The sequence below is a fragment of the Bacillus sp. CPT56D-587-MTF genome, assembly GCF_058792335.1.
This window is the reverse complement of the sequence record NZ_JBYTEF010000001.1, coordinates 4,861,737-4,878,073: the sequence shown is the minus strand read 5'-3', so window position 1 is coordinate 4,878,073 and position 16,337 is coordinate 4,861,737. Positions and strand designations below refer to the sequence as shown.

The following is a 16,337-nucleotide window of genomic DNA, read 5'->3' as shown; positions in this document are numbered from 1 at the left end:
TGGTAATATATAAAATGTTAATTTAGTATATAAATATATATGTATAGGAGGATAAATGATTTGTCAGATTTACAGACGAAGTTAGGTAGTGGAATGAATAAGTTACAAGAAGGAATAGAACAAGGGAAAATGAAGTTGCAAGTTGCACAAGAAATTGCTCAATTGAAAAAGGGAATGCAAGTGCAAATGCAGAAAAAAGCAGAGGTTCTATTAGAGGTTGGACAGCAAGTGTATGTTCAATTAAGAGGAAGTGGAGTAAATGAAGCGAGCTTAAAAGAAATGATTGCTCCAGTTCAAGAATTTGATGTAGCTATTTATCAAGCAAGAAAGCGCATTGTTGAATTGCAAAAACAACAAGGTGAAAAAGCTACATGTGAATGTGGTGGACCTTTATCAATAAATGATAAGTTTTGTGGTTCGTGTGGAAAGCCTAACCCGATGTTAACAGTAGAAAATGAAGGTGAAACGGTAAATTGTATTTCATGTAATGAGCATATCGATAAAAACTCTACTTACTGTCCAGTTTGTGGAATTAAGCAAAGTGGGGAGTGAATTAAATGTATTGTCGCACATGTGGAAAACAACATGGTGAAGAAGTAAATTATTGCCCAAATGAAGGTAGTATGGAGATTGCAGGAGCTATAGATGCAGTAACATTAGAAAAAGATACTGCAAAATACTGCAGAGGTTGTGGCAGTGAAAATGCTCAAAAAAATTTATATTGTCAAAAGTGTGGGTATTCTTTATCTGTTGTGAAGAAAAAAGAACAAACTGTAAAATTGCCTACAATGGATGGTGCTCCTAAAGTTGAATTTAAAGCAGATAAAGCCGTTTTACAAAAAGGTTTTATTGGTGGGGCTGTTGCAAGTATTCTCATGTTAATTGCTGGTTGGATTGGTAGTTTATTATTTGCCTCTATGTTAAGTGAGATGTTTAGCAAATTTGCGAAAGAATTAGAAATGTTGCCAAGTTTTTATTCGAGTGCAACTTCTACGATGTTAAGTTACCATTTACTTGGTTTTACAGCTAACGATGATAGTGGATTGATATTTTCTTTATCTTGGCATACTCCATTTACATTATTATTAATCATTCCATTTATTATTTTCGCTGGTACAGGAATTTGGTTAGGGAAACAGCATGTTGCGAAAACGATTAAAGATCAAATCTTTATGGCAGCAACAGTTGGTATTATTTATGGAGTCTTTTTATTCATTATAAGTTTTATAGCATCACAATCTTTTGCAATCCCATTCTCAGAAGCAGGTAAGATTACGGTTGGCTATTCAGCGATGAAGAGTTTATTGAGTGGTTTTGTATGTGGGACATTATTTACCTTATTAGGATTTATTGCTCATACAAGCAAAAACAATATGGCAGCAGCATTTCAAGAGTTAATGCCATATGGAGCGTCTGTTTATTACGGTGTTTCGGCTATGATAAAAGGACTTTTAGTAACAGCAGTAGCGGTTTGTATTATGGCGTTAGTAAGTAAGGAAGACGGTATTGAACCATTAAAAGAAATAACAACTTTAAAATCTGAAAGTACATTATTAGCATTAGAGTTAACACCTCAATTATGGAGTATGGCTCATTTTGCGCCATTAGAAGTATCAAGTCCAGCACTTAGTAAGGAATTTACTAGAATTGGTAAGAAATCAAATGCATATGAGAGCACACTATCGTTTTCATTTATATCAGGCGTCTCTGTAAATGGCGTAGAGCTTAGAGAGATATTGATTTCAAAAGGAGCAAATGAGGGAAGCCTTGCAGAATTTGATAAAGTGAATAACGTATTCCATTACGGTTTATTACTGCTTATTATTCCATTGTTCTTTATGTTTAGAGCGGGAAGAAAGTTAGCTAAATTACCGACTGCCAATATATATATTACATTAGCGGTATGCAGTGGTTCTTACACAATTATGATGATTGTAATGAATATGATTTCTAAGTTCCAAATTAATGTTTCAGGAACTGTAACAAGTTTATTTGGAACAAGCGGAACAGTACTATCTATGCAAAATTCATTTACATATTTAATTTTGTTTAGTTTTATTGTGACATATGTAGCAGCATTTGCTGGAATGAAATTAGCTAAAAAATAGGAGGAGAGCACGTTGAAGTTTTGTGGAACATGTAAAAAGAACGTTGCAGACCATTTGAACTTTTGTCCTGAGTGTGGGAGTAAAGTAGAAGTAATCGTTGATAACACTGCTGCCTCATATACAGAATTACAAAGCGAGACAAAACCAGTGAAAAGTAAGAAAAATTTATTTTTAATCATTGGTTTTGCCATTATTGCTGCATTATTATTTGGGGCATATAAATTTGGAGCATATAAGTTTTCAAAAGAAAAGCAAGTAAATGTAATGATTAAAGCATTCCAAAAGAAAGATATTAATGCAATTGATGAGTTTGTAAAAGCAAATGATTCAAGCTTAAAGATTAAGACAGAGGATATTAAAGCGTACATGCGTTATTTAAAAGAGAATCCTTCTTACAATAAACAATTACTGTCTTATTTACAGAAAGAGACAGTAGATCAAAAGTTAACAAAAGATAAACCTGCATTTAAAGACGGGGAAATAGTAGAAGAGGGAAAAGAGTGGTTCTTATATCCAAAGTATAAGTTCAGCATGAAATCTTATTATATGAATGTAAGTACAACTGCAAAGAATGCAGAAATATATGTGAATGACAAAAAAGAAACAGAGCTTTCTAGTGATAAAAATTCGAAAGAGTTGGGGCCATACTTCCCAGGTACATATGTTGTAAAGGCAACGGCGAAGACAGAACTTACTGAATTAGAAACAGAGAAAGAAGTAGATTTAGCGGATGAACAGAGCGAGAAGGTGAAAGTGGATTTATCGCTTGAAGGCAAGTATGTAAGCATTTCTTCTGATGAAAGTGATGCAACTGTATTTGTGAATGGGAAAAAACGTGGAAAATTAAATTATGGAAGTTATAAGCTTGGCCCTGTATCCACAGATGAAACAGTAGAAGTACATTTAGAGAAAACTACTGATTTTGGTGTGATGAAATCTGAAAGTGTTAAAATTGGAGACCAAAGCACATATTACTTAAAATTCCCGAAAGAAACATCAAGTTCAGCAGTGGGCGAATTTGTAAGAAATCATATTTATGATAACGTACGTGCAATTTCATTAAATGATTTTAGTTTAATTGAAAATAATTATGATAAGAGCGGAAAATCGTATAAGGAAGACCGTGATTATATACAGTATTTACACAAAAAAGGAATTACAGAAGACTTATTAACGATGGAAGTTCGTAATGTAGAGCGTCAAAGTGCTACGAAATATAAAGTAACGACATATGAAGAGTATCATATTCGTTACGGTGATGGATCTGTGAAGTTCAAAAGTTTTAATAACGAACATATTGTAACTGTGAATGGAAATGGAAAGATGTTGTATCATTCTCTTGGTGCAAATAATACGTTGAAATCAGAAGATGTATCTGGTCCAACTCGTTAATATGAGAGAAGCTGTTCAATATTTGAACAGCTTCTTTTTTGGTAATTACTCAGCCACCTTTCGGTGTCTTTTTTAAATTTTACTAGTTTCATATGCCTCCCATTTGTAAATACTGAGTATATCAAACAGGGGAGGTGAATCTTATGGTCGATCGAAAAATTATTTTAGATACATATAAAAAAGGACCTGAAGCTGTTATTTCTTTATTTGAAGAAACATTTTCTAAGTTAGAAAAACGTATACAAGAACTAGAAAATGCTTCAAAAAAAAACTCCAAAAATAGTCATAAGCCACCTTCTACAGATGGTTTGGGTAAGCCCGTTACAAAAAGTTTGCGCAAACCGTCTCATCGTCAAACGGGTGGCCAGTTGGGCCACAAGGGACATACTCTTGGTTTGACAGCGACTCCAGATCATACGATTACACATTCTCCTACATATTGTACTTGTTGTCATACTTCCTTGAACCACGAGCCTGTAAAAGGGTATCGCATTCGCCAAGTGTATGACTTACCACCTATTCAGATCGAAGTGACAGAACATAAAGTAGAACAGAAAGAATGCCCACATTGCCATTCTATCCAAGAAGCCCAATTTCCTTCGACAGTATCTCGTCCTGTTCAATATGGTCCAAATATAAAAAGACTGATTCCCTATTTAACGCATTATCAATGCATTTCTTTGAAGCGAACAAAAGAATTCTTTCAGGATTGTTTTGGACATTCTATAAGCGAAGGAACCCTGGTAAATCATACACAGGCTTTCGCTTCTCAATTGCAGCCATTCATAAAAGAAGTAAAGGAAAAGATTCTGCAGTCTCCTGTTGTCCATTTTGATGAAACTGGTATGCGTGTAGAAAACAAAACACAATGGTTACATACTGCCAGTACACCGGAGGTGACATTGCAACATATTCATCAAAAACGTGGAAAAGAAGCAATGGATGCTGGAGAAATCTTGCCATCTTTTTCTGGAATTGCGATGCATGATGGTTGGAAATCGTATGATGCGTATACAGATTGTCGTCACGTTTTATGTAATGCCCATCTCTTACGAGATTTACAAGGAATTATAGATAGTACTGGAGAACAATGGGCACAACAGATGCAGAAATTTCTAACGCAAGCGTTGACGATGAAAAAGCAATCCGAAGGTACCATGCCAAAAGCGACGCAAAAGAATCTGTTTATTATGTATCAATCCATATTGAAAGAACAACAGATTCTTTCCACGAAACAAAAGAAGAAAGGAAAGCAGACGCCTTCTCAAAATTTATGGAATCGCTTCGTCAAGTATTCTGACAGAATTCTAGCGTTTTTAGAACATCCAGCCATTCCATTTGATAACAATCAAGCAGAACGGGATATTCGGATGACGAAAGTAAAACAGAAAGTGTCTGGGACTTTCCGAAGTAAGAAAGGCGCAGAATCTTTTTGTCAGATACGAAGCTTTATGAGTACCATGAAAAAACAAAAACAATCGGTCTTACAAGCGATAAACCAAGTCATAGAAACTAGAACGGTTCCTTGGAATAACACGACTTCATAAGAGAATTTCTCTATTTGGCATAGATTCTTTCTCTGATTGGAGTATTTTCTTTTCATGTTTTCGAATCGGAAACATGTATTTGGCCTGTTTTTTTATTTGAAGAAGCTGAGTAGTTACCTTTTTTGTAGCTAAATCGATATTTCGTGTCGAACCGTTGATATATCGTAAGTTATGATAGATATAATCGAAAAATCGTTGATATATTGCGATTTATGATAGATATAATTGAAAAATCGTTGATATATTTTTTTACAATTATGAGTGTGTTTCCTTTAGTATCGCTTGTACATATGGATCATGTAATATTTGCTCTATAATTGGCAACATATTTTGTTCAAATGGAATGTCGATAGGAAATGGCTTTTGAGAGCCTGGTTTTATTCCATATTGCACAATTTTGTAATGTGTATTGTTTTCAGACTTGAGCACAATTAACTTATAGCGGTTATCATCGCCAGCGAGTGAAAAATCAATAGAAGTAGCGTTATATGTTACTTCATCTTTATATATGTACGGTTTTGGCGTACCAATCCAGTCTACTTTTGCTTTTGCTTGTACATTCATGGGCGTAGCCTCCTTATATGTATTATAAATAAATAAAAGCCAGCTCTCAATAAAGAGAACCGGCTTGTAATTTAGCAGTCATTGGTTATTTTAAAATTTTCACTTTAACAGTTTTGCGTCCCCATTTTTGAGCAGCGCTATCTGATCCAAGTAAGATATCAATACGGTTACCTTTAATTGCACCACCAGTATCTCCAGCGATAGCTTCTCCGTAACCTTCTACCCATACTTTAGATCCTAATGGGATTACTTTCGGGTCAACAGCGATCATTTTCATGTTTGGATTCGCAGTTAAATCATGACCCATTGCAGTTAATACACGGCCGCCATATGTGCCACCGTTTTCGCTCGGGTGAGCTGTATATGCTGTAGCTACAACTGTTAACTCACGACCACCAGATGGTGTGTTAGTTTCAGCAGCTTTCACAGCAGGCTTAGCAGCTGGTTTTGCTTGTGCTACAGGTGCTTGAGCCTTAGCTGGTGCTGCAGCTGTAGCAGGAGCAGTTGTTTCTTGTTTCTCAATTACAGGTGCTGTACCTGTTAAGAAAGGAACATGAACATAAGCTGTTTTCCCGTTATATTCAAATTGTAACCACTCATTTTGTACTTGGTTCGTTGTTTCGATTACATCGTCTTTCTTCAACTTTCCAAGAACCTCTGAGTTTGTGTTCGCTTCAGCACGTACGTTTAATACGTTAGCTGTTACGTAGTAGATGCTTTTTGTGAACTCTGCACTTACGAATGCGTCTTTACCGTCTAAAGTAATTTTTGACCATCCGTTCTCTGTATTTTGAACATCTATTTTATTACCGTTTAGTAATTTACCGACAACTTTTGATTCAGTAGTAGGGTTTTCGCGTACGTTTAGTACGTCTGTTGTTACAACAGTTTCTGCATTAGCAGATGATGTGAAAATCCCAAGACCAAAAACTGCTGCTGTTGCTATACCAATTAATTTTTTCATGATAGCCTCCATTGCGTTTGTTTTCGTGTCCTCATTATAGCAACAGATTTTTTCGGATTTGGGGAAAACACACAATTACAAACCATTCGTAATAAGTCGTTAACATCCTGTAATATAACAAAAAATATAGGAAAGCGTTTTTCATTCTATATGACTCATAGGTTTCTAGTTATATTCAAAATATTTAATACAACATGTTTTTTTCGACGTAAATAAAAATATTACAGGAATGTTACATGATATTTACTAAACGATTACATTCCTTGAGTATTTTACCGTTTTATGGGTAATATAGTTATATAAACATAAACATTTTGTTTGTGAAGCTATAAACACGTGCTATATACTAGCAAAAAAACCGCATAATTGTTACAAAACGAAAGGGTTGCAAGGAAGAACTTTGCCCTTTTTTACATATGTAACACATCCTTTTTTAGGAAAATACATTCCTATCCGCGTTTTTCTCACACAATTTGACAGCAGTATTTCTAACTTGTAGCTCTTGCAGAGTGAAAAGGTTATACGAAAGGTAAGGCTGTCCATAAGAATTCGAATTGGTGAAGGTGAAAGTAAGAAAATCACCGCAAAATTATAGTTTTCTATCCGATTTTACATATCGGAATTTATGTTATTTACAAAAGCGAAACCTACGAAGGGGGATTTGATGAGGAAACTGACAAAAACATTCATCGTTTCATTAACATTATGTATTGCATTTACAATTTGGGGGATTATTCCCGAATCTATTATTGGAAAAGGTAGTTTAGGAAATGTAACAACCGCAATTCAAACTGCATTAGTTAGTAAGTTCGGGTGGTTTTATATTATTTCAGTGTCTATTATTTTAGGTGTTTCTATCTTTTTAATTGTTTCGAAATACGGTTCTATTCGTTTAGGTAAAGATGATGATGAACCTGATTATAGTTATATGACATGGTTTGCTATGTTATTTAGTGCTGGTATGGGTATTGGCTTAGTTTTCTGGGGCGTTGCCGAACCATTAAACCATTTATACGCACCTCCGTTTGGAGATAGTGCAACTGAGGAAAGTGCGCGCCTTGCACTGCGTTTTTCATTTTTCCATTGGGGATTACATCCTTGGGGACTATATGCGTTTGTAGCGTTATGTATTGCTTACTTTACCTTTAGAAAAGGAAAAGCAAGTACGATTAGTGCGACAGTAGGTCCGTTATTTAAGGGCGGGGAACACGGGCGTATTGCTCATTCATTTGATGTGTTAGCTGTTTTCGCAACTGTATTTGGTGTTGCAACGTCATTAGGTCTTGGTGCGAAACAAATTGCAGGTGGTGTTAGTTATTTAACATCTATCCCGAACTCATTAACGACTCAGTTAGTTATTATTGCAATCGTAACAGTATTATTTATGTTATCTGCGCAAACAGGTCTTGATAAAGGAATTAAATATTTAAGTAATACGAATATTATTTTTGCATTTGCACTTATGATCATTGTATTATTTGCAGGTCCAACAAACTTTATTATGAATTACTTCACTTCAACAATCGGTTCTTATATTCAGGAATTGCCAAGTATGAGTTTCCGTTTAAGTCCATTAGACGAAGGTGGGAATCAATGGATTCAGTCATGGACAATTTTCTATTGGGCATGGTGGATTGCGTGGTCACCGTTCGTAGGTACGTTTATTGCTCGTGTTTCACGAGGTCGTACGATTCGTGAGTTTGTTATCGGTGTGTTACTTGTGCCGACCGTAATTGGTGCACTTTGGTTCTCTGTGTTCGGCGGTACTGGTATTCATATGGAGCTGTTTGGTGATGCACATATCTTCGACAAAGTGAAAGAAATGGGAACAGAAGTAGGATTATTCGCTATGTTCGATCAGATGGGCAGCTTTGGATCAGCTTTATCAGTTTTAGGTATTTTACTTATTGCAACATTCTTTATTACATCGGCAGACTCTGCAACATTTGTTTTAGGAATGTTAACGACACATGGTAGTTTAAACCCACCAAATCGTATTAAAATGATTTGGGGTATCGTTCTAGCCGCGATAGCTTCTACGCTATTATATATTGGCGGATTAGAAGCCTTACAAACGGCAGCTATCATTGCAGCATTCCCGTTCGTCTTCGTTATTTTCTTTATGATGGCAGCATTATTTAAAGAGTTACAAAAAGAAGGGCGTATGAAGCGTCATTAATAATAGAAGGAAAAGAGCTGATTTCATATCAGCTCTTTTTTATTTCTCTATTTGCCTGTAAAAGTACAATTGGTGATGGCTAATGAAAGTTTCACTTTATATAGAAGGAATTTGAAATGCGGGTAGGGGAAATAAAATACTTTACCATATAAGTAGTATGCCTTTTATACGAAGAAAAAACGATAGGTTTCGACAATATTCGATACCTTACGAATTCTATTCGTATTTTTGTCAAAAATATGTCGGAAATGTGTTGTCACGTTTATATATATGTGCTATATTATTTCCTGTAAGCGATTTCAAATAGTTTTAAAGCGCATTCAAGGGGGACATCTAGAATAATGAAACGTTACGAAAGAAAGTGGAAGCATATTTGTTTGAAACGTGTGGCACATCGTAGTGTCCAAGAAAGCACGGAACCTAAGACTGAAACGCGCAAAGAACAGCAAGAGAAGCAATTGGTTCTACAAAAATAGCAATCACTTTTTCGTATATAAATGAAGGTCGATCGTTCGTTGGGGGATGGACGTGAAATTACTTTCAGCTAAGGGGTATTGTCTGATATATAATTTATACGGCAATAAATAAGCACAGAGCATACGGCGCTCTGTGCTTATTGTTATTATTTCTCTTTTTTGAATCGAACTGTCTTATCCCAGCCAATGACTTGTTTCTTGCTCTTTGCACGTAAGTATAAGATTAAGCTACGAATAAATAAGTACGTAAAGAGCTGTGCGTACGTAAAGTACATAATAACGCTAATAAAAATATTAGTCGGTGTAAAGGTTCGTTCGACACTCTGGGCACTAAATAATTGAGAAACATATGTAATATATGCGACATACCACATAAATAGTAGCGGAATGCTATATTGAATTTGGAATATCCCGAGTAGCCCAATTACAAACCAAACGTTTGAAATGATTAGGAATAGCCAAAATACAACATACACTAGAACTTGTTGTAAGGAATGGACGAGAAGTTTTCCTTTAAAGAAACTTAATGACGAGAACATTTTTTCTAAAATGTATAAATTCCCTTGGAGCCAACGTGTACGTTGTTTAATAAGAATTTTTAAATGCTCTGGTTCTTGTTCCCAAGTAACTGATTCTGGGACGATTGGTAAGAGATAACCTTTTTGTGTAATTCTTAATGTTAATTCAGCATCTTCTGCAATTGCATAAGGGTCATAGCCACCAAGCTCTTCTAGTGCGGAGCGACGAAGAAGCATATTTGTTCCTGTCAGTGAGCCTGTTTGGAATAGTAACCAGCGTCCAGATTGCATAAGGAGCTGGAAGATTTGAAATTCCAGTGAAATCATTCGCGTCAGCCAGTTTCGCTTTTCGTTTACTGTACGAACATGTCCAACAGCTCCAACAGCATCTTCAGTTGTTTCAGCGTGCTCTACAAGCATTCGCAGTGCGTGTGGTTCAGGTTGGTTATCTGCATCGTACACACAGAAGTATTCACCATCTGAAATACTAAGCCCATAGTTTAGTACACGTGATTTACCCTTCGGTTCACCGGGGGGAACACGAATATGACGAATATGAGCATAAGCTTTGTCGAAATCATCGCCGATTTCAGGTGTTTCATCTTGAGAGTTATCATTTAATAAATAAATAGTTAGCTTTCCAGGATATTCAATCTTCGCCATCGCCTCTAAAGTATCTTTAATAACGACGCCTTCATTATGGGCAGGTATGAAAATATCGACGCTCGGATAATGTTCTAGCGTACGATCTTTTCGTTTGCTATTTCGATGAATTAAGCCCGCAATTGTTAAGAAAGAGTAGTAAATGAGTAAACCAGAGAATAGAAAGGCCGTAAAAATAAGTACATATTTAATTGAAAATGTGATACTAATCCAAAAAACGAGTACGCAAAACAGAAGGAATAAAAGAAGTATAACGAGAGTCATCATAACAGTGTCTGTCCTTTGTTTCCAATGTGCTCGCGTGAAATTTTTATATCTCGGATTGCTTCAGCAGCAAGCCATTGCTCCATTTTTGGCTTTAGGCGGTTCATTACAATGTCAGCACCAGCTTCATTTGTGTTTTGTAATAAAATAACTAGCGTATTATTATCATATTCAGCAGCAAGGTCAAAATCATTCCTTACCGTTTCAACTAATAAGGAAGCTACACGGTCCATAACACTTTCCTTCGTATATTTACTAAAGGAAGTGAAATCAAAGTAAATGATAACGCCTGTTTCATTACGACGATTCATTGCAGTTGTTAATAATGCTTGGCGTCTCTCGAATTCTTGTCTTGTTAGTAATTTTGATTCTCCAATATATTGTTCTAATGTTCTCACACGCTCAGTTAAAGTTTTATTTTCATGAATCACTTTTTTCAATAGGTGAGTTGTTATATATACAATGAAGAAGTTAGCTGCCATCAGGAAGTGGGTAATCATATATTGCCATTGATCTGATGTACTCCATAAATGAAGCCATGCTTGATAGAACAAATAAAATACGGAAATAATGGTTCCTAGTATGAAGAAAACAAATGCTGTTTTGTCAGCTAAAAATAAGAATAGTACATTTACGATTACGTATATTATTGTAAAAATGAGCGCATGCTCATATTTCGTCACATGTACAGTAGTAAAATAAAATACAATTTGTAAAATCCACATAGAGAGGATTTTATAGAACTTATCTTTCACAAAACTTTCCTCCTTAAAGCTATTTCATCCATAGATACTTGTAGTATGCACAATTATTAAGAAATTGACCATGTCGTTACATTCTTTTGAAGGGCAACGACAAGTAGTATCGCTATTTTCATTAGAAAAATAAAAAGACTTGAACATTATTGTATCATAATGTTCTTATATTTGGCATAAATTGATTAATAGATGCACAAAAGACGCTTGGATTGCATGAAAAAAGTCTCCTCTTGTAGAAAGAGAAGACTCTATATAAGTTTATAGGAACATCATACCTGCAACTGCTGCATTTAAGAAGTTCGCTAATGTACCAGCGATAACTGCTTTAATCCCTAATTGTGCAATTTGTTTACGGCGAGTAGGAGCTAACGTTCCTGTTACACCTAATTGAATTGCGATAGAAGAGAAGTTTGCGAATCCACAGATTGCGAATGTTAAAATTAGATTTGTTTTGTCAGAGAACTCTGCCATGTGTGGTCCTAAGTTTGCGTATGCAACGAATTCGTTGATTGCAAGTTTTTGACCGATAAAGCTTGCTGCTTGTACAGCTTCACCAGGAGAAACCCCGATTAAGATTGCAAATGGTGATAATAAGTAACCGAAGATTAAATCAAGGCTAAGTTTAATATCGAACCAAGAACCAATCAATCCTAATAATCCATTTAATAAAGCGATTAATGCGATGAAAGCCATTAACATTGCTGCTACGTTAATAACAAGTTGCATACCTTCAGATGCACCGCGTGCAGCTGCGTCGATAACGTTTGCGTCTTCACGTTCTGTAGAAAGTTCAACGTTATTATCTACTTTTTCTGTCTCAGGCATAATCAGTTTCGCAATTAATAAGCTTGATGGAGCTGCCATTATTGCAGCTGCTAATAAGTGCTCTAACGGAATACCCATTGCTGCATAACCGACGAGAACAGATCCAGCAACAGCTGTCATACCGCTTACCATAATAGCGAAGAATTCACTATTTGTTAAACGTGCTAAGTAAGGTTTAATTAAAATTGGAGCTTCAGTTTGTCCTAAAAATACAGTCGTTACTGAGTTTAAGCTTTCTGCTTTAGAAGTTCCAAGAAGTTTACTTAATGCGCCACCAACGACGCTAACAAATTTTTGCATAATACCAAAATGATATAAGATTGCTACTAATGAACTAATAAATACGATTGGAAGTAGTGCTTGAATAAAGAATACAAATCCCCAAGGTCCTTTTGCGTTGACTAAATCCCCAGCAACGAACTTAATTCCCTCGTAAGAAAAATTAATTAATCCTTGAACACCGTCAGCAGCGTGTTTTAAACCTGCTTTACCAGCATCCCATCGTAATACGATAAATGAAAATGACATTTGTAATGCTAGCGCGATTAAAATTGTGCGCCAATTAATAGCTTTGCGGTTGGAAGATAGTAAGAATGCAATTGCTAATACTCCAATCACGCCGCCAATTCCCCATAAAAGATTCATGCAGTGTATGCTCCTTCCTCATAGTAAAAACAGTGTATAAACCAGTTGTCTATACGTTTACGAATATAACATCTTAAGTAACTTATCATAATGGACATCGGAGGTCAAACGTCTAATGAAAAGTTTAAATAAAAAGAAAATTCTTCAAAAAAACACATATGAAATAAATAGACATGAACTAGGTTATGTTTTTTATGGGAATATATACATTATGATAACGTTATGCATTGTTTTTGCAGAATAAAGTGTATGAAATGGAAGAATGGATACATTATTTTTGTAGAGAGAAGGTAGGAGAAAGGGAGTAATATGTTGAACTCATAGCAAAAAAGCCTTCTAGTAAACTAGAAGGCTTTGAAACTATTAATTAAGGTGCTTTCGTGTATCCTAAGAAGTGGCTCTTCCAATAAGATTTACTTAATGAATCGATTGCTACACCGTTATCTCCAGCTTGGATAAATGATCCGCCCCCAAGGTAGATACCCATGTGAGAAGGACCAGATTTATAAGTGTTTTGGAAATAAATTAAGTCACCAGGTTGTGGACTTGAAGTTTTTGGTAGGCTACTCCAATATCCTGCAACACTTTGGCGGCTAATGTTATGACCAAATTTCTTAAATACGTGGTAGATGTAACCACTGCAGTCAACACCGTTAGCAGAACTTCCGCCCCAAACGTATGGTACACCTTGCATTGATTTTGCATATGCAAGTACGGAAGAACTGTCGCCGCTATTATTACCTGTATTATTATTGTTGTTATTGTTTTGATTGTTATTTTGGTTATTGTTAGGCTTATTATCTACTGCGCCTCCAACTGGTGTTTTAGATAGGTAACGTGTTCCGATATAACCAGTTTGACCGTTGTAGTTAATTTTGCTCCATCCAGAGTTTTCAGAGATTACTTGAACCTTCTGACCTTGTGGAAGTGCGCCTATGATTCTATAATTTGTACCTTCGCCGCTACGTACATTTAGTGCAGAAGCATTAATGTAATAGTCGCCAATTGCACCTTGGTTAGGTTTTTCAGGTTGTTTTGGTTGCTCAGGAGTAGTAGTGCCACCTTTAACGAATTTTACAAATTCGCTACTAACAAAGCCTGTTTTTCCTTGGTAATTTACCTTAAACCAACCGTTTTCAGATCCAACTACGTTTAATGTTGTACCGTTTAAAACGCCACCAATTACACTATGGTAAGCGGCAGGGCCTGTACGAACACGTAAAGATGTAGCGTTAACTACATAAGAACCGCCAGTTTGAATAGTTCCATTATTGTTTTGCTCTTGTTTGTTGCCTTCTGTAACGTTTTCGTTAGAACCGCCTTTTGTTACGTAGTCTTTGCTTATATAAGCAGTTTGTCCTGCGTAATTGATTTTGAACCAATCTTGAACTTCGCCAACAACTTGTACTACTTGTCCTTTTTTGACAGAACCTACAGTTGTGTGAGAAGTGCTAGGACCTGTACGAACACGAAGGGAAGATACATTTACTGTATAGTTTCCGCTTGCTGGTTTTACTTCTTGGTTGTTATTATTCGTATTGTTGTTTGAAGAACCCCCAGTAGAAGAAACGCCAGATACGAATTCGCCACTTACATAACCTACTTGTCCATTATGGTTAATTTTCACCCAACCATTTTCTTGTCCAATTACGTTTAATGTTTGTCCTGCATATACACGTCCAGAAACAGAACTAGAAGTGTTAGGAGCTGTACGTACACGTAATACATCAGCGGTAACTTTATTGTTTCCACCTGTGCTTACATTGTTGTTTGCTGCTCCACTTTTTGATACAAATTCGCCACTAACAAAGCCTGTTTTTCCGTTAATGTTAATTTTGAACCAACCATTTTCTTCGCCAATCACGTTTAGTGATTGACCGTTATAAACGCGTGAGATGATGTCGTGAGAAGTGCTTGATCCCGCACGAACATGTAAGACGCTCGCGTTTACCGTATAAGATGAGTTGTTTGACGCAGAAGCTTGGACAGTTGTAGCAGCTTTTTGTGTATTTTGTTCAGGTGCAGCTTGAACACTATCAAGTGTAGGTGCTGCTCCTCCTGCTACAGACACTGCCGCAAGACCGGCAAGATACTTTTTCATAATTTGTCGATTCCTTTCTGTCTGTAATGTAGTGAAGAAATATTTACCAACTGTTAAAAATTCTAAAGAGCATGTCGATTACTGTCAAGGCTTATGTGGGAATCTGAATATGACAAAAAGATTACAAGAAAAAATCAAGGCATAAATTTACACCTTGATTTCCATTTAAATGCATATATTGAATGTGAAAGGACAGAAATTATTCGGGTTTAAGAAGATGCCATATTGGATTGTAACAAGATTTGATTAAATGATTTTTGCAGTTTTTTGGTGATAGGCCCAACTTGCCCATCTTGAATCGCGGTTCCATCAAGGTGGGTCATTGGTAAAATTTCAATCGTTGTGCCTGTAAAAAAGCATTCATCTGCTTGATAAACGTCACGAACGCTGAAAAGTTCTTCCTGTACAGGTATGTGAAGAGTATTCGCTAAAGAAAGGACATATTGACGAATAATGCCATTTAAAATAAGGTGATTGGCTGGATGTGTGTAAAGAGTTCCGTTTTTAATTAAAAAGAAGTTGGAATGGCTTCCTTCCGTTACAATACCATTCCTTACGAGAAGTGCCTCTTTACAGCCTTTTCGTTCAGCTTTCGTAGCAGCTAGTACGTTTGGTAATAAATTTAATGATTTAATGTCACAGCGTAGCCATCGAGTATCGGGTTCTGATATAGCGCGTATACCATATTCAATCCATAAGGCTGGTCTTTCTTTTTTTGTAATATAGGCATAAATTGTCGGAGGGGTGTCATATGAAAATACATGTGTGCGAGCTTGTACACCACGAGATACTTGCAAATAAATTGTGCCATCTTCGTGGAAATGGTTTCTTTCAATTAATTTGTAAAGTAAAGTGATGAGCTCAGCTTTTGAAAAAGGGAGCGATAATTCTATTTCTTCCATGGATCGATATAATCTCGTTATGTGCGGATCTAATAAGTGAAAGTTCCCTTTATATAGGCGAATAACCTCGTAGACACCATCTCCGAACTGCAAACCTCTTTCTTCAAGTTCTATGTACGTTTGTTGTTTTGTTGTATCAATAACTTCATCATTCCAAAGTACAAATTTTTCGTATGCCAATTTCCGTCCCATCCTTTCGTAAGTACGTAAGTAACGTGAAACTTTCATTCATGCGAGATAAAAATCACTATAGTAATTTTTATGTAAGCAATTCTCTACATATGACCGTATATGTATTTGTAAATCATAGAGAAGTAAGGATGGTTTACCCCGCATTAACGGGCAGTAAAACTCCTACTTAAAAATTCGGGTGGAGCAAAGAAGTGAATTGGGCGAATAACTGCCCGTAGCTGCCCGATTGGTGAGGGCTG

The 16,337-nt window shown here is 36.1% G+C and carries 12 protein-coding genes; 5 read left to right on the top strand and 7 right to left on the bottom strand.

Features of this window, described 5'->3' with window-relative positions; genetic code table 11:
* Positions 1-60 precede the first annotated feature (60 nt).
* From AC3WVZ_RS25180 to tnpC, 4 genes are all read left to right on the top strand, one after another.
* Entirely contained in the window at positions 61-552 is a 492-nt protein-coding gene (locus AC3WVZ_RS25180) for a zinc ribbon domain-containing protein (RefSeq protein WP_001281754.1), read from the top strand.
* A 5-nt stretch (positions 553-557) separates the two neighbouring features.
* A complete protein-coding gene (locus AC3WVZ_RS25175; RefSeq protein WP_000271649.1) occupies positions 558-2,108 on the top strand; it encodes a zinc ribbon domain-containing protein in 1,551 nt (516 codons plus the stop codon).
* Between the two features lie 12 nt (positions 2,109-2,120).
* Entirely contained in the window at positions 2,121-3,500 is a 1,380-nt protein-coding gene (locus AC3WVZ_RS25170; RefSeq protein ID WP_233935567.1) for a zinc ribbon domain-containing protein, read from the top strand.
* Between the two features lie 143 nt (positions 3,501-3,643).
* Positions 3,644-5,047 carry an IS66 family transposase gene (tnpC, locus tag AC3WVZ_RS25165; protein WP_100910632.1) on the top strand — a complete coding sequence of 468 codons (1,404 nt, stop codon included), beginning with the start codon at positions 3,644-3,646 and terminating at the stop codon, positions 5,045-5,047.
* A gap of 255 nt (positions 5,048-5,302) precedes the next feature.
* On the opposite strand, the gene AC3WVZ_RS25160 is transcribed toward tnpC, so the two are convergent.
* Both AC3WVZ_RS25160 and AC3WVZ_RS25155 read right to left on the bottom strand, forming a co-directional pair.
* Entirely contained in the window at positions 5,303-5,611 is a 309-nt protein-coding gene (locus AC3WVZ_RS25160) for a DUF3910 family protein (protein WP_233935565.1), read from the bottom strand.
* Between the two features lie 85 nt (positions 5,612-5,696).
* The gene (locus tag AC3WVZ_RS25155; protein ID WP_212105682.1) at positions 5,697-6,575 is read right to left on the bottom strand and encodes a cell wall-binding protein EntA; all 879 of its coding nucleotides are present in this window, start codon (positions 6,573-6,575) and stop codon (positions 5,697-5,699) included.
* Positions 6,576-7,239: 664 nt separating this feature from the next.
* On the opposite strand from AC3WVZ_RS25155, the gene opuD reads away from it, so the two are divergent.
* Positions 7,240-8,754, top strand: coding sequence for a glycine betaine transporter OpuD (opuD, locus tag AC3WVZ_RS25150; RefSeq protein WP_001229103.1), 1,515 nt, complete (start codon positions 7,240-7,242; stop codon positions 8,752-8,754).
* A 622-nt stretch (positions 8,755-9,376) separates the two neighbouring features.
* Here the strand turns inward: opuD and AC3WVZ_RS25145 are convergent.
* From AC3WVZ_RS25145 to AC3WVZ_RS25125, 5 genes are all read right to left on the bottom strand, one after another.
* A complete protein-coding gene (locus AC3WVZ_RS25145) occupies positions 9,377-10,678 on the bottom strand; it encodes a glycosyltransferase family 2 protein (RefSeq protein ID WP_233935564.1) in 1,302 nt (433 codons plus the stop codon).
* Positions 10,675-11,430 (bottom strand): diguanylate cyclase domain-containing protein, encoded by a 756-nt coding sequence (locus tag AC3WVZ_RS25140; RefSeq protein WP_000653222.1) that lies wholly within the window; start codon positions 11,428-11,430, stop codon positions 10,675-10,677. Before AC3WVZ_RS25140 ends, AC3WVZ_RS25145 begins: the two co-directional genes overlap by 4 nt.
* 261 nt (positions 11,431-11,691) lie before the next feature.
* The gene (locus tag AC3WVZ_RS25135; protein WP_050292948.1) at positions 11,692-12,903 is read right to left on the bottom strand and encodes a NupC/NupG family nucleoside CNT transporter; all 1,212 of its coding nucleotides are present in this window, start codon (positions 12,901-12,903) and stop codon (positions 11,692-11,694) included.
* Between the two features lie 367 nt (positions 12,904-13,270).
* Complete coding sequence (locus AC3WVZ_RS25130) at positions 13,271-15,004, bottom strand: C40 family peptidase (RefSeq protein ID WP_059304240.1); 1,734 nt, start codon at positions 15,002-15,004, stop codon at positions 13,271-13,273.
* A gap of 209 nt (positions 15,005-15,213) precedes the next feature.
* Positions 15,214-16,098, bottom strand: coding sequence for a D-amino-acid transaminase (locus AC3WVZ_RS25125; protein WP_002026582.1), 885 nt, complete (start codon positions 16,096-16,098; stop codon positions 15,214-15,216).
* Positions 16,099-16,337: the final 239 nt, after the last annotated feature.

Excerpts from the sequence above, each read along its gene's own strand:
- opuD (WP_001229103.1), top strand. The coding sequence starts at position 7,240 with ATGAGGAAACTGACAAAAACATTCATCGTTTCATTAACATTATGTATT.
- AC3WVZ_RS25175 (WP_000271649.1), top strand. The coding sequence starts at position 558 with ATGTATTGTCGCACATGTGGAAAACAACATGGTGAAGAAGTAAATTAT.
- AC3WVZ_RS25145 (WP_233935564.1), bottom strand. The coding sequence starts at position 10,678 with ATGATGACTCTCGTTATACTTCTTTTATTCCTTCTGTTTTGCGTACTC.
- AC3WVZ_RS25130 (WP_059304240.1), bottom strand. The coding sequence starts at position 15,004 with ATGAAAAAGTATCTTGCCGGTCTTGCGGCAGTGTCTGTAGCAGGAGGA.
- AC3WVZ_RS25160 (WP_233935565.1), bottom strand. The coding sequence starts at position 5,611 with ATGAATGTACAAGCAAAAGCAAAAGTAGACTGGATTGGTACGCCAAAA.
- AC3WVZ_RS25125 (WP_002026582.1), bottom strand. The coding sequence starts at position 16,098 with ATGGGACGGAAATTGGCATACGAAAAATTTGTACTTTGGAATGATGAA.
- AC3WVZ_RS25135 (WP_050292948.1), bottom strand. The coding sequence starts at position 12,903 with ATGAATCTTTTATGGGGAATTGGCGGCGTGATTGGAGTATTAGCAATT.
- AC3WVZ_RS25155 (WP_212105682.1), bottom strand. The coding sequence starts at position 6,575 with ATGAAAAAATTAATTGGTATAGCAACAGCAGCAGTTTTTGGTCTTGGG.
- tnpC (WP_100910632.1), top strand. The coding sequence starts at position 3,644 with ATGGTCGATCGAAAAATTATTTTAGATACATATAAAAAAGGACCTGAA.